This is a genomic window from Affinibrenneria salicis (genome assembly GCF_008710095.1).
The window spans coordinates 14768-28644 of sequence record NZ_VYKJ01000017.1; the positions used below are offsets into that span (position 1 = coordinate 14768).

The following is a 13877-nucleotide window of genomic DNA, read 5'->3' on the forward strand; positions in this document are numbered from 1 at the left end:
GACGACAGAATGGCGCGCGAGGCGAGACAGACCGGCCGAATGAGAAGCGGTAATCGTACTCAGGCTAATTGGGGTGTTTTATTTTTTAATTAAAAACAAATGGATACTTTTATTTATTAAAATGTGGCACGGATGGTGCATAATAGTCCGCGTTGCTCATTCAATTGGTTATGATTGCGCTGCCGAAGGGCGGAATAATGGCTCATAACACCCGGAATGACGCCGCAAGAAATGGTGCCTATCGTCCAGCTATACCGATAACAGCGACGCGCAAACGTCCTTTATCAAACATCGGGCGACACGTTGAGTGAGGCACCGCCTATTCCCATGGCCTGGTCAGACGTCGTCACGCTGGCCAGGTATCCCGCATCGTTTTCTGTATTTATCCGTCATTTTCACCCGCCACGCGGATAGCGCCAGGGGCGCGCTAGTGAAACGCGAGGTGCTTTAGCGCCGGCGAGCCTGTAACGCTCTTTGCACTTTGCTCAGACTCGGTTAGCATCTTAACGGATTGACAGGTAATGAGATGATACCCTTGAAACGATGGCGTTTGTTTCCGCGCTCCCTGCGCCAACTGGTCATAATGGCTTTTCTGCTGGTGCTGCTGCCTCTGCTGGTTCTGGCGTGGCAGGCGTATCAAAGTCTGGATAACCTGAGCGAGCAGGCGGCGGATATTAACCGTACTACCCTGACGGACGCCAGACGCAGCGAAGCGATGACCAGCGTGGCGCTGGCGATGGAGCGCAGCTACCGGCAATACTGCGTGCTGGACGACCCGACGCTGGCCCGGCTGTATAAGGATCAGCGCAAACAATATGCGCAGATGCTGGACGCCCATGCCGCGGTTTTGCCCGACAATCGCTATTATCAGGCGCTGCGCGCCGATTTAGAACAGCTGACGACGCTGCGCTGTCAGGATAACGGCCCGGACCACAGCGCCTCGGCGCTGCTGGAGCACTTTTCCCATGCCAATGCGCAGATGGTGCAGGCGACGCGCGACGTCGTCTTTTCGCGCGGTCAGCAACTGCAGCAGGCGATTGCCGAGCGCGGTCATTTTTTTGGCTGGCAGACGCTGCTGGTTTTTCTGGTCAGCGTTTCCATGGTGATGCTGTTTACCCGCATGATTATCGGCCCGGTCAAGGGCGTAGAGCGTATGATTAACCGGCTGGGCGAAGGACGTTCGCTCGGCAATACCAGCACTTTCAAGGGGCCGCGCGAGATCCGCTCGCTGGCGCAGCGCATTATCTGGCTGAGCGAACGCCTGGCGTGGCTGGAGTCCCAGCGGCATGAGTTTTTACGCCATATCTCACATGAACTTAAAACGCCGCTGGCCAGCCTGCGCGAAGGCACCGAACTGTTGGCCGACGAGGTCGCGGGGCCGTTGACCGCCGATCAGAAAGAGGTGGTCAGCATCCTCGACAGCAGCAGTCGCCATCTGCTTCAGCTCATTGATCAATTGCTCGACTACAACCGCAAGCTGGCGGATGCGCCGACTGAACTGGAGACGGTGAAGCTGGAGGAAGTGCTCGATATCGTGGTCGCCGCCCACAGCCTGCCTGCGCGTTCCAAAATGATCCATACCGAAATTACGCTGGAGGCGGACAGGTGCCGGGCGGAGACCACGCTGTTGATGCGCGTGCTCGATAATCTCTATTCCAATGCGGTGCACTACGGCAAGGAATCCGGTAACATTTGGATTCGTAGTCGCCAGATCGGGCTGCGGGTTCAGATCGATATCGCCAATGACGGCGTCCCGATCCCGCCGGCTGAACAGGGTATGATTTTTGAGCCTTTTTATCAGGGGAGCCACCAGCGTAAAGGGGCGGTGAAAGGCAGCGGGCTTGGCCTTAGCATCGCCCGGGACTGTATTCGCCGTATGCGTGGGGAACTTCAGCTGATATCGGTTGACTATGCTGATGTCTGTTTCCGTATTGAATTACCCTTAACCGCTGAGAATGAATAAATAATGAATGCATGGTCTGGTCAGACGCTGTTCAGGCACGCGTCCGCCACCTTATCCGCCCGGCCACTGGCGCGGGTGCTGAAGGCAATAGTGATGTTCTCCCCGCTGCTGCTGGCGGGGTGCAGCAATAGCGTGATTAGCCGTGAGTTGATGTCGGGCGCCGGAAATGAGATTCCGGCGGAGGAGGTCGCGGATTATCGCGTAGCGCACTGCGATACGATCTGGCAGCACGATGAGCGTGAGGCCATAGATAACGGCTTGTACTGGCTGCGGGCGATGGACTGCGGCGCTCGTCTGGCGCCGGAACAGGCGCGCGCCGCGGCGCAGCAGCTCAACGGCGACAACTGGCAAACGGCGTTTAAGCAAAATATATTGCTGGATAACGCCACGCTGAGCGTCGCCGAGCGGCGCCAGCTGGCCGAACGCCTTAGCCGTTTCCGGGCGGATTTTCCGTCGGGCGTACGGCCTCTGCTGCAGACCTGGCGCGAACGGCAGGGATTTATTCTCGCGCTGGCAGACGAGCGCGGTCGTTACCAGCGTTTGCAGGAGTCCAGCGATAAGCAACTGGACACCTTGCGCGAGCAGCAGGAGCGGTTACAGTCTCAACTGGCGGAGACCACGCGCAAGCTGGAGAATCTGACCGATATCGAGCGCCAGCTCTCATCCCGTAAACAGCTGTCCGGTGAGTTGCCGGATAGCGAGGCGGAGCGCCGTTCTTCCGCGGCCAAATCCTCGTCCGCGGCGGCGCAAGAGCCGGCGGCGAAAAAGGAGCCTGACCCCGAATGACCCTACGTAAGTCAGCCAGTCTGTTGCTGGTGGACGATGATCCCAGTCTGTTGAAACTGCTCGGTATGCGTCTGACCAGCGAAGGTTTCCGCGTCAGCACCGCCGAAAGCGGCCAGGACGCGCTGCGTCTGCTGGCGCGTGAGAAAATAGATTTGGTGATCAGCGATTTACGCATGGATGAGATGGACGGCATGGCGCTGTTCAGCGAAATTCAAAAGCATCAGCCGGGAATGCCGGTTATTATCCTCACCGCGCACGGTTCGATTCCCGATGCTGTCGCCGCCACTCAGCAAGGGGTTTTCAGTTTCCTGACCAAGCCGGTCGATCGCGATGCCCTGTATAAGGCGATCGATGAAGCGCTGGCGTTGTCGGCCCCGGCCGGCGATGAGCGCTGGCGCGAGACGATCGTTACGCGCAGCCCGCTGATGCTGCGTCTGCTGGAGCAGGCTCAACTGGTGGCGCAGTCGGATGTCAGCGTACTGATCAACGGGCCGAGCGGCACCGGGAAAGAGCTGCTGGCGCAGGCCATCCACGCCGCCAGTCCGCGCGCTAAGCAGGCTTTTGTCGCCATTAACTGCGGCGCGCTGCCGGAAGCGCTGCTGGAGTCCGAACTCTTCGGCCACGCGCGCGGCGCCTTTACCGGGGCGGTGAGCAGCCGGGAGGGGCTGTTTCAGGCCGCCGGAGGCGGTACGCTATTCCTCGATGAAATCGGCGATATGCCGTTGTCTCTGCAGGTGAAACTGCTGCGTGTGCTGCAGGAGCGCAAGGTGCGCCCGTTGGGCAGCAACCGCGATCTGGACATCAACGTGCGGATTATTTCGGCGACCCACCGCGATCTGCCGAAAGCGATGGAAAAAGGCGAGTTTCGCGAAGATCTCTATTATCGGCTGAACGTGGTCAATATGAAACTGCCGGCGCTGAACGAGCGGGCGGAAGATATCCCGTTACTGGCCAACCATCTGCTGCGCGAGGCGGCTCAGCGACACAAGCCGTTCGTGCGCAGCTTTTCCACCGACGCGATGAAACGACTGATGACCGCCAGCTGGCCAGGCAATGTGCGTCAACTGGTCAATGTGATCGAACAGTGCGTGGCGCTGACCAGCGCGCCGGTGATCGGCGAGGCACTGGTGGAGCAGGCGCTGGAAGGCGAAAACACCGCGTTGCCCACCTTTGTGGAAGCGCGCCATCAGTTTGAACTGAATTATCTGCGTAAATTGCTGCAGATAGCGAAGGGCAATGTGACGCAGGCGGCGCGCATGGCGGGGCGCAACCGTACCGAATTTTATAAGTTGCTGGGGCGCCACGAACTGGACGCGAATGACTTTAAAGAATAGTTTTTGCGTGATGAATGGAGCCGGATCCAGTTAAAATGCAATTCACACTCTGTTTACGTTTACCGTTGCCCGGCTGTCGCCGCTAAAGGGTCAAGATTAAGGTTCCTCCATGAAGAAGATTGATGCAATTATAAAACCGTTCAAACTGGATGATGTGCGCGAAGCGCTGGCCGAAGTCGGCATTACCGGTATGACGGTAACGGAAGTGAAAGGCTTTGGTCGCCAGAAGGGCCATACCGAGCTGTACCGCGGCGCGGAATACATGGTCGATTTTCTGCCGAAGGTAAAGGTGGAGATTGTCGTGGCGGACGATATGGTCGATACCTGCGTGGAAGCGATTATGCGCACGGCGCAGACCGGTAAAATCGGCGATGGCAAAATTTTTGTCTTCGATGTGGCGCGCGTGGTGCGTATTCGCACCGGCGAGGAAGACGAAGACGCGATCTGATTACGGTATCCCCGGGTCGGCGGTCTGGCGGCCCGAACGCTACGGCCGCCGGATTGAACAACGGCGGCGTATTGTCCGCCAGTCGCGCCCGGGCTTGCGGCATGTTCTCTTCCGCCAGCCCGGCGGCGTGTTCGTTGCCGGAGTATGCGCAACCTGATGTGCGGTTCGGGGCATCGCGCGTTACTCCCGAAGGGGACTCAGGTTCGCCAGGGGAACCCATCCCGCCTCAGACCGACATGGCCTGCTGCACCAGACCCAGCCATTCAGCGTCGTTGCCGCCGTCAGGATATCGCCTTCATCCACGTCCAGTTCCCGGGCGCTGTAATCCTCGCGCGCTCGCCCCGTGGCGTCGTCAAATCGTTCAATGACTTGTTCCGGCCCCCATCCGCTCGCTTGTCCAGGCGCGGTGCAGAAATACCAGCCTTCCCAGCCTTCCGGGCCCTGGTATTTTTCTCCGATGGAAACCGGCTCCCCCTTGTTGGGGATGACAGGTTCGGGATACTCGCTTCGATGCGATTTGACGACGACGTATTGCAATGTTCCATCTCCCTCCTGAACGGCGTGGGCCGCCTTCGGCATTCTGCCTGATGGGCATTTCGTCAGTATCAACGATGCGCCTCGGTTGTCCACAGCCGCGCGGGCAGCGTGCGAACCGTGGCGCGGCGGCGTCCGGCCTGGCGGTGGGAAGGTGAGTAAGGCCAAACCGTATGCGCCGTCTTTGTTCCGCCGGGCTGACGGGAGAACATGAAAGAACGGCATGTTGCTGATGAGGAAAAATCCATTTTGCTGTTGGATGGCAATAGCCTGGAAATCCTTGTGCGGCCTGAGGCTAAACGTTTGCGTAAAAACCTCTGTCAAGCCCTGGCGTCGCCGGGGGGAAACAGTTTACACTGTAGGCCTGTGCCCGTCAGGGCGATATTTTCCGGTATATTTTTAAGTTAGCTGAGTCAGGAGATGCGGATGTTAAAGCGTGAAATGAACATTGCCGATTATGATGCCGAGCTGTGGCAAGCAATGGAGCAGGAGGTGGTGCGTCAGGAAGAGCATATCGAACTGATTGCGTCAGAAAACTACACCAGCCCACGCGTGATGCAGGCTCAGGGATCTCAGTTAACCAACAAATATGCCGAAGGGTATCCGGGCAAACGTTATTACGGCGGCTGTGAATACGTCGATATCGTCGAACAGCTGGCCATCGATCGCGCGAAAGAACTGTTCGGCGCCGATTACGCCAACGTTCAGCCGCATTCCGGTTCCCAGGCTAACTTCGCCGTCTACACCGCGCTGCTGCAGCCGGGCGATACCATTCTGGGTATGAACCTGGCGCACGGCGGCCACCTGACTCACGGCTCGCCGGTTAACCTGTCCGGGAAACTGTACAACGTCATTCCTTACGGCATTGATGAAAACGGTAAGATCGATTACGACGAAATGGCCGAGCTGGCTAAAACCCACCAGCCGAAAATGATCGTCGGCGGCTTCTCCGCCTACTCCGGCGTGGTCGACTGGGCCAAAATGCGCGAAATCGCGGATAGCGTCGGCGCTTATCTGTTTGTCGATATGGCGCACGTGGCCGGTCTGGTGGCCGCGGACGTTTACCCGACGCCGGTTCCCCATGCTCATATCGTAACCACCACAACGCACAAAACGCTGGCCGGCCCGCGCGGCGGCCTGATTCTGGCGAAGGGCGGCAGCGAAGAGCTGTATAAGAAACTGAACTCCGCCGTGTTCCCGGGCGGACAGGGCGGCCCGTTGATGCACGTGATCGCGGGTAAAGCGGTAGCGCTGAAAGAAGCGATGGAGCCGGCGTTCAAAGTGTATCAGCAGCAGGTCGCGAAAAACGCCAGGGCGATGGTGGAAGTGCTGCTGGCGCGCGGCTACAAAGTCGTGTCCGGCGAAACCAGCAACCATCTGTTCCTGCTGGATCTGGTCGATAAAAACCTGACCGGTAAAGAAGCGGATGCCGCGCTGGGTCGCGCCAATATCACCGTCAACAAAAACAGCGTGCCTAACGATCCGAAGAGCCCGTTCGTCACCTCCGGCGTGCGCATCGGTACGCCTGCCGCCACTCGTCGCGGCTTTAAGGAAGCGGAAGTGCGTGAACTGGCCGGCTGGATTGCCGACGTGCTTGATAACATTAACGATGAAGCCACCATTGAACGCGTGAAACAGAAAGTGCTGGATCTCTGCGCTCGCTTCCCGGTTTACGCTTAAACGTCGTTTACGGCCCCTGGCCGTATCGCGCCATTACGCCAGCCCTCGGGCTGGCGTTTTATTTGCCCCGCCACATCGTCCGCCGCCTCTTTTCGGCTTCCTGCATCCTGTAAAACGGGATTGCGCCCGGCTGCGCGCTCTGCCAGAGTTAACGGCCATTAATGGAGGGAAATATGGTTTTGCAATCACCCCGCTGGCTATCGCTCAGTTATTTCACCTATTTCTTCTGCTACGGCGTTTTTCTGCCGTTTTGGGGCGGCTGGCTAAAGGGCGAAGGGCTAACGCCGGAAGCGATAGGCATGCTGCTGGGCGCAGGGCTGATTGCGCGTTTCGTCGGGAGTCTGGTCATTACGCCGGCTATCCGCGATCCTGCGCGTTTAATTAACGCCCTGCGTCTGCTGGCGCTGCTGACTCTGCTGTTTTCTGCCGGTTTTTGGCTGGGCAGCGGCGTCTGGCTGTGGCTGATGCTGGTGATGATCGCCTTTAATCTGTTCTTTGCCCCGCTTATCCCGTTGACTGACGGGCTGGCGGCCACCTGGCAGCGACAGATTAAAATGGACTACGGTAAGGTGAGGCTGTGGGGGTCGATCGCTTTTGTGATCGGTTCGGCGGCGACCGGCGAACTGGTGGCGCACTGGGGCCACCAGGCTATTCTATGGGGACTGTGCGCCGGCCTGCTGGCGATGCTGTTGGGCATGCTGCCGCGCCCGCACGTGATGCCGGCCTCGGCGCCGCCGGACGGCGCGCGGCGCGACGACGTTACGCCGTGGCGTCAGTTGCTGCGCGAGCCGCCGGTCTGGCGTTTTCTGCTGTGCGTCAGTCTGCTGCAGGGCGCCCACGCCGCTTACTATGGTTTCAGCGTCATTTACTGGCAGGAGGCCGGTTATTCCGCCGCGGTCACCGGCTACCTCTGGTCGCTGGGCGTGGCGGCGGAAATCGCTATTTTCGCCTTCAGCCATCGCCTGTTTCGCCGCTGGTCGCCGCGCGATCTGTTGCTGCTTTCCGCGCTGTGCGGGCTGGCGCGCTGGAGTCTGATGGGCGCCAGCGTCGCCTGGCCATGGCTGATCGTGATGCAATTGCTGCACTGCGGTACGTTCACGGTTTGTCATCTGGCCGGCATGCGTTTTATCGCCGCCCGCGGCGGCGGCGATGTGCTGCGCCTGCAGGCGGTGTACTCGGCGCTTGCCATGGGCGGCGGTATCGCGGTAATGACCATGTTTTCCGGTTTTCTGTTTGAACGCTACGGCGCCGGGACTTTCTGGGCGATGGCGTTGCTGACCGTACCGGTTCTGTTTCTGCGGCCAGGCGTAAGCCGTCCGCGCTGAGCGCATCGGGCAAGGGAGAATGAAATCAGTGCGATGTAATAACACGCGGCGCCGGCTGCTCTGGCGCATCTTGTGTCTGGCGCTTTGTCTGCCCGGCATCAGCCTGCCGCTGCAGGCCCATCCGCATAGTTTTATCGATATGCGAACGACGGTGGAAAGTCAGAACGATAAAATCACCGGTCTGAGAATGCATTGGGTCATGGATCCGATTACCTCGGCCGATCTCCTGTACGACGCGGGCAACGCGCCGGCGGGTTCTGAAATATGGAAAAAGCTGGCGGCGGAAGTCATGGCCAATGTACTGGGGCAGCATTACTTTACCGACGTCTATCGCGCAGGCAAGGCGGTGAAATACGCATCGATGCCGAAGGAATATCGGCTGTCGCGTCAGGGCAATCACGCGGTGCTGGAGTTTGTGCTGCTGCTGGCGGCTCCTCAGCCGCTGGCCGGCGAGCCGCTGCTGATTTCCACCTACGATCCCACCTGGTTTGTCGATATGACCTACCGCGACGAGCAGGCGATTACGCTGCCGGATGCGCTGCGATCGCGCTGTCAGGCGCGTTTATTTACGCCAAAACCGGACGATTCGCTGCGTAACTACGCACAATCGCTGGATAAACAGGATGCGCCCGATGAAGATGTCGAACTGGGTAAACAGTTCGCTCAACGGATTACTTTACAATGTCACTGAATCTCACCGCCCCGTCCCGGCGTAACCGGCGCGGGCTACTCGGTTTGTGGCCGCTGCTGATTTTTGTTCTGCTGCTGGCCGCGTTGATCCCGCCGGCGATCGGTTTCTGGCCGCAGGTACAGCTGAAAAGCATTATCTGGCAGCGGGAGTTTCATCAGCAAATGGCCGCGCTGCTGCAACTGGTTAAGGCGCAGCCTCATCAGGCCGGACTGTCGCTGCTGTTTTTCAGCCTGGCCTATGGCGTACTGCACGCGCTCGGGCCCGGCCACGGCAAAGTGGTGATCGCCACCTGGCTGGCCACGCATCCCTCCAGACTAAAAAGCAGCCTGCAGCTGACGCTGGCCGCCTCGCTGCTGCAGGGCACGGTGGCCATCGCGCTGGTGACGCTGGTGCTGACGGTGCTGCACCTCTCCAGCCGCACTCTGCACGGCAGCAGTTTCTGGCTGGAAAAAGGCAGCTTTATTCTGGTGGCGGCGCTGGGGGCGTGGCTGTGTCTGCGCGCGCTGCGCCGTATCGTCCGCGTCGTGCGGTCGCTGCGGCGTCGGCCGACTCCGCCGGCCATTCAGCGTCTGCGGCCGATGAGCCAGACTCCGTCTCTGCTTCGGGCGCCGGGCCATCAACGCGACGCGGCCGGAGATCTGGTTTGCGGATGCGGCCACCGGCACCAGCCCGCGCCTGATGCGCTGGAACGGGACGAAGGGTGGCGCACCCGGTTAATGATCATCGTCTCCATGGGGATCCGCCCCTGTTCCGGCGCCATTATGGTTTTGTTGTTTTCCAAAGTGATCGGCGTATTTGGCTGGGGCGCGGCGGCGGCGCTGGTGATGTCGTGCGGTACGGCGCTGACCATTTCTCTGCTGGCGGTGCTGGTGTTTTATAGCCGACGGCTGGCCGTACGCCTCAGCCGCCGACGAGCGCCGGCGCTATGGCAACAGGTCGCCGGCGCCTCGCTGGCGCTGGCCGGCGGGCTATTCTTGCTGTGTGTCGGTATCGTGCTTTATCTCAGCGCGCAGCCGGTGATCGGCGGCGGCATCCGGCCGTTTACCGGCTAAGCCGCGTGCGGCGGCGATGAAGACCGTTAAAGGACGGAAAAGAAGGGAAAGCGGGGATGACAGACTAAAAGGCCTGGCATCCCGTCGGGCGCGTTAGCGTTTCAGCGCTTCGCTCAGTTCTTCGCGGATGCTGGAGAGAATGGATTTCACTACGCGCGGGTTGCCGGCGATCAGGTTGCCGGAAGACAGGTAGTTATGGCCGCCGACGAAATCGGTGACAATGCCGCCGGCTTCGCGCACCAGCAGTTCGCCGCCGGCGAAATCCCAGGGCTTCAGGCCGATTTCAAAGAAACCGTCGACCCGGCCGGCGGCGACATAGGCCAGATCCAGCGCGGCGGAACCGGTGCGGCGGAAATCGGCGCAGTCGTTGAACAGTTTGCCCAGAATAGTCATATAGGCGCCGGCGTGCTGTTTGGCTTTAAACGGGAAGCCGGTGGCGAGAATGGTGCCTTCCAGATCGCGCGCGCCGCTGCTGCGCAAACGATAGCCGTTCAGCTGAGCGCCCTGGCCGCGCGTGGCGGTAAACAGCTCATTACGCATGGGATCATAAACAACGGAGACTTCGGTACGGCCTTTGATGCGGACCGCGATGGACACCGCGAAATGCGGCAGACGTTTGATAAAGTTGGTGGTGCCATCCAGTGGATCGATAACCCATTGCACATCCTGATCTTCACCGCTCAGCTCGCCGCACTCTTCACTAATGATGGTGTGCTGCGGATAGGACTTACGGATAATGTCGATGATCAGGCGTTCTGCATCGCGATCAACGTTAGTGACAAAATCGTTGTTGCCTTTCTGGCTGGCTTCAACGGCGTCGGGCGTTTCATAATTTTTGGCAATCAGGTTTCCGCCTTTGCGCGCAGCGCGCACGGCGATGTTAAGCATCGGATGCATGGTCTCTCCACCAGGATGTTAAAGAACGAAGAACGGCGCGCAGTATAGCAGGGATAGCGGGAAAATACCCAGCGCTTTATGTTAGTCTATGATGATTTTCCGTCGCTAATAACAGAGTCCGCATGTTACACAATATTCGCATCGTCCTGGTTGAAACCTCCCACACCGGCAATATGGGGTCGGCCGCCCGGGCGATGAAAACCATGGGTTTAAGCAATCTTTTTCTGGTTAATCCGCTGGTGAAGCCCGATTCGCAGGCGATCGCCCTGGCGGCCGGCGCCAGCGATATTATCGGCAACGCCACCCTGACCGATACGCTGGATCAGGCGCTGGAAGGCTGTGCGCTGGTGGTGGGCACCAGCGCGCGCTCGCGTACGTTGCCGTGGCCGATGCTGGAGCCGCGCGAATGCGGCGTGCGCAGCGTACAGGCGTCGCGCCAGGCGCCGGTGGCGCTGGTATTCGGCCGCGAACGCGTCGGGCTGACCAACGAAGAGCTGCAAAAGTGTCATTACCACGTCGCCATTCCGGCTAATCCAGAATACAGCTCGCTGAACCTGGCGATGGCGGTGCAGATCCTCTCTTATGAAGTGCGGGTGGCCCATCTTGACGCGCAGCGCGCCGGGGAGCCGCCGTTCGAGCCGTCGGCCTATCCGTTGACCGACGATCTGGAACGCTTTTATCAGCATCTGGAAGAGACGCTGCTGCATACCGGCTTTATCCGGCAGAGTCATCCGGGGCAGGTCATGAACAAACTGCGTCGTTTGTTCACCCGCGCGCGCCCGGAAAGTCAGGAGTTGAATATTTTGCGCGGCATATTGAGTTCGATTGAAAAGGGGCCGGGCGAGCGCTAGGCGGCGAGAAACGCCGCCGGTTTAGTCCATGGCGCCGTCAGCGAAACAATACTTGAGCAAATTACCTGGGTAAATAGTTGACTGAAACACTCGGGAATGTCAGACTCGCTGCACAGTTTGATCCACGTATGTTTCACCAACAGGTACTAGACATGAGACTGACATCGAAAGGCCGCTATGCGGTTACTGCTATGCTGGATGTTGCGTTACACTCCCAGGAAGGGCCGGTTCCTCTGGCTGATATTTCCGAACGCCAGGGGATTTCGCTTTCTTATCTGGAGCAGCTCTTCTCTCGTCTGCGCAAAAACGGCCTGGTATCCAGCGTGCGCGGCCCCGGCGGCGGCTATCTGCTGGGTAAAGACAGCAGCCAAATCGCTGTCGGCGCGGTGATTTCCGCCGTTGACGAGTCGGTTGATGCGACGCGTTGCCAGGGGCGCGAAACCTGTCAGGGCGGCGACCGCTGCCTGACGCACACGCTGTGGCGCGACCTTAGCGATCGCATTACGGACTTCCTGAATAATATCACACTGGCTGAACTGGTGAATAATCAGGAAGTCCTGGACGTCGCCGATCGTCAGGATTCCGATGTGCGCCGAGGCAGCAATAGCCGCGTGCAGGAAACCATCAATGTGAACCTGCGCGCCTGACCCTGTAGCCAGAACCGAAGTCTGCCTCTGCCGCCGGCTAACGGCCGGCGCGGGGTTGAACTCAGCAGGCCCGGCGGCGCAGCGCGTATTGAGCTGACGCGCGCGGCGGCGGCAACGATCTTGCGAGAGCGTGCGTCGGCCAGATATGGCGGGCGGGCGCTCTTTTTGTTTGTGCTGGTGGTCGGCGAAGCGGCGTGCAACAATCAGAACGTTATTCGGGCGGCGTCCGGGCGGGTACGCCGGGCCGGCATCGCTCCGCTGGTCAGGCGCCGAATCCCGACGGCTTTCCGAAGGCGGACGCCGCGGCCTGCCCGCCCCCAGTGGAAAGCGATGGCGGTCTGTGGAGCGCGGTCGCCTGAAGCCGTCGGTTATAAAACGCGCGGCGCGTTTTGAAGAGATGTACGGAGTTTATAGCAATGAAGTTACCGATTTATCTGGATTATTCCGCCACTACGCCGGCCGATCCGCGCGTTGCTGAACGGATGATGCAGTTTTTAACCCTGGACGGCACTTTCGGCAATCCGGCCTCCCGTTCGCACCGCTTTGGCTGGCAGGCGGAAGAAGCGGTGGATATCGCCCGCAATCAGATCGCCGATCTGGTCGGCGCCGATCCGCGCGAGATCGTCTTTACCTCCGGCGCGACGGAATCCGATAACCTGGCATTGAAAGGCGCGGCGGGCTTCTATCAGGATAAAGGCAAGCACATCATCACCTGTAAAACGGAACATAAAGCGGTGCTGGACAGCTGTCGCCAGCTGGAGCGCGAAGGCTTTGATGTGACTTACCTGACGCCCGATCGCCGCGGTCTGATCGATGTGGCGGCGTTCAGCGCGGCTCTGCGCGACGATACGATTCTGGCGTCGATTATGCACATCAACAACGAAATCGGCGTGGTGCAGGATATTGCCGCCATCGGCGATCTGTGTCGTCAGCGCGGCGTCATTTTTCATGTCGACGCTACGCAGAGCGCCGGTCGGCTGCCGATAGATCTGAATCAGCTTAACGTTGACCTGATGTCGTTTTCCGCGCACAAACTCTATGGTCCGAAAGGCATCGGCGCGCTGTATGTGCGGCGTAAACCACGCATTCGCCTTGAAGCGCAGATGCACGGCGGCGGCCATGAACGCGGCATGCGCTCCGGCACATTGCCGGTGCATCAGATTGTCGGCATGGGCGAGGCTTTTCGCCTCGCCGGCGAAGAGATGGCGACCGAATCGGAACGGCTCGGCGCGTTGCGCGATCGCCTGTGGGACGGCATCAAAGGGATCGGGCAGGTTTACCGCAACGGGGCGCCTGAACAGAGCTCGCCCGGTATTCTCAATGTCAGCTTCGACTACGTCGAGGGCGAATCGCTGCTGATGGCGCTGAAAGATCTGGCGGTCTCCACCGGTTCGGCCTGCACCTCCGCCAGCATGGAGCCGTCTTATGTGCTGAGCGCGCTCGGCGTTGACGACCAGCTGGCGCTCAGTTCGATCCGCTTTTCTCTGGGCCGGTTCACGACGCAGGAAGAGATCGACTACGCCATCGCGCTGATTCGCCGTTCTGTCGACCGTCTGCGCGAGCTTTCGCCGCGCTGGCAGAATTTCCGGCGCAGCGCCGGAGCGGACGGCGGCGCGGTAGCCTGACAACCAACCGGGCGTCGGTCGGGATGCGGCTTTAACCATCGTCA

Annotated in this window: 13 protein-coding genes; 11 read left to right on the top strand and 2 right to left on the bottom strand. The window is 59.8% G+C overall.

Translation table 11 applies throughout. The features are described from left to right. Nucleotides 1-526 precede the first annotated feature (526 nt). The 4 genes from FJU30_RS23465 to glnB all read left to right on the top strand — a co-directional run bounded on the left by FJU30_RS23465 (nt 527) and on the right by glnB (nt 4531). Nucleotides 527-1963 carry a sensor histidine kinase gene (locus tag FJU30_RS23465; RefSeq protein ID WP_150437387.1) on the top strand — a complete coding sequence of 479 codons (1437 nt, stop codon included), beginning with the start codon at nt 527-529 and terminating at the stop codon, nt 1961-1963. A 3-nt stretch (nt 1964-1966) separates the two neighbouring features. Further along, a complete protein-coding gene (qseG, locus tag FJU30_RS23470; RefSeq protein ID WP_150437388.1) occupies nt 1967-2749 on the top strand; it encodes a two-component system QseEF-associated lipoprotein QseG in 783 nt (260 codons plus the stop codon). Beyond that, on the top strand, nt 2746-4083 hold the full coding sequence (gene glrR / locus FJU30_RS23475; protein ID WP_150437389.1) for a two-component system response regulator GlrR: 1338 nt from the start codon (nt 2746-2748) through the stop codon (nt 4081-4083). The genes qseG and glrR overlap by 4 nt, the downstream gene beginning before the upstream one ends. 109 nt (nt 4084-4192) lie before the next feature. Continuing rightward, nucleotides 4193-4531 carry a nitrogen regulatory protein P-II gene (gene glnB / locus FJU30_RS23480; RefSeq protein WP_150437390.1) on the top strand — a complete coding sequence of 113 codons (339 nt, stop codon included), beginning with the start codon at nt 4193-4195 and terminating at the stop codon, nt 4529-4531. 180 nt (nt 4532-4711) lie between these two features. Here the strand turns inward: glnB and FJU30_RS27335 are convergent, their stop codons facing one another. Further along, on the bottom strand, nt 4712-5389 hold the full coding sequence (locus tag FJU30_RS27335) for an SH3 domain-containing protein (protein ID WP_223881683.1): 678 nt from the start codon (nt 5387-5389) through the stop codon (nt 4712-4714). Nucleotides 5390-5491: 102 nt separating this feature from the next. Between FJU30_RS27335 and glyA the strand changes: the two genes are divergently transcribed. From glyA to FJU30_RS23505, 4 genes are all read left to right on the top strand, one after another. Continuing rightward, on the top strand, nt 5492-6745 hold the full coding sequence (glyA, locus tag FJU30_RS23490; RefSeq protein WP_150437391.1) for a serine hydroxymethyltransferase: 1254 nt from the start codon (nt 5492-5494) through the stop codon (nt 6743-6745). 173 nt (nt 6746-6918) lie between these two features. Further along, nucleotides 6919-8070, top strand: a complete 1152-nt coding sequence (locus tag FJU30_RS23495) for a 3-phenylpropionate MFS transporter (protein ID WP_150437392.1) — start codon at nt 6919-6921, stop codon at nt 8068-8070. 19 nt (nt 8071-8089) lie between these two features. Beyond that, on the top strand, nt 8090-8761 hold the full coding sequence (locus FJU30_RS23500; protein WP_150437393.1) for a DUF1007 family protein: 672 nt from the start codon (nt 8090-8092) through the stop codon (nt 8759-8761). Continuing rightward, a complete protein-coding gene (locus tag FJU30_RS23505) occupies nt 8752-9813 on the top strand; it encodes a nickel/cobalt transporter (protein ID WP_150437394.1) in 1062 nt (353 codons plus the stop codon). The genes FJU30_RS23500 and FJU30_RS23505 overlap by 10 nt, the downstream gene beginning before the upstream one ends. A gap of 93 nt (nt 9814-9906) precedes the next feature. Here the strand turns inward: FJU30_RS23505 and suhB are convergent, their stop codons facing one another. Further along, entirely contained in the window at nt 9907-10710 is an 804-nt protein-coding gene (gene suhB, locus FJU30_RS23510; protein ID WP_150437395.1) for an inositol-1-monophosphatase, read from the bottom strand. 122 nt (nt 10711-10832) lie between these two features. Between suhB and trmJ the strand changes: the two genes are divergently transcribed. From trmJ to FJU30_RS23525, 3 genes are all read left to right on the top strand, one after another. Next, on the top strand, nt 10833-11561 hold the full coding sequence (gene trmJ, locus FJU30_RS23515; protein ID WP_150437396.1) for a tRNA (cytosine(32)/uridine(32)-2'-O)-methyltransferase TrmJ: 729 nt from the start codon (nt 10833-10835) through the stop codon (nt 11559-11561). A gap of 152 nt (nt 11562-11713) precedes the next feature. Continuing rightward, nucleotides 11714-12208, top strand: coding sequence for a Fe-S cluster assembly transcriptional regulator IscR (gene iscR / locus FJU30_RS23520; protein WP_150437397.1), 495 nt, complete (start codon nt 11714-11716; stop codon nt 12206-12208). A gap of 416 nt (nt 12209-12624) precedes the next feature. After that, nucleotides 12625-13833 carry an IscS subfamily cysteine desulfurase gene (locus FJU30_RS23525; RefSeq protein ID WP_150437398.1) on the top strand — a complete coding sequence of 403 codons (1209 nt, stop codon included), beginning with the start codon at nt 12625-12627 and terminating at the stop codon, nt 13831-13833. Nucleotides 13834-13877: the final 44 nt, after the last annotated feature.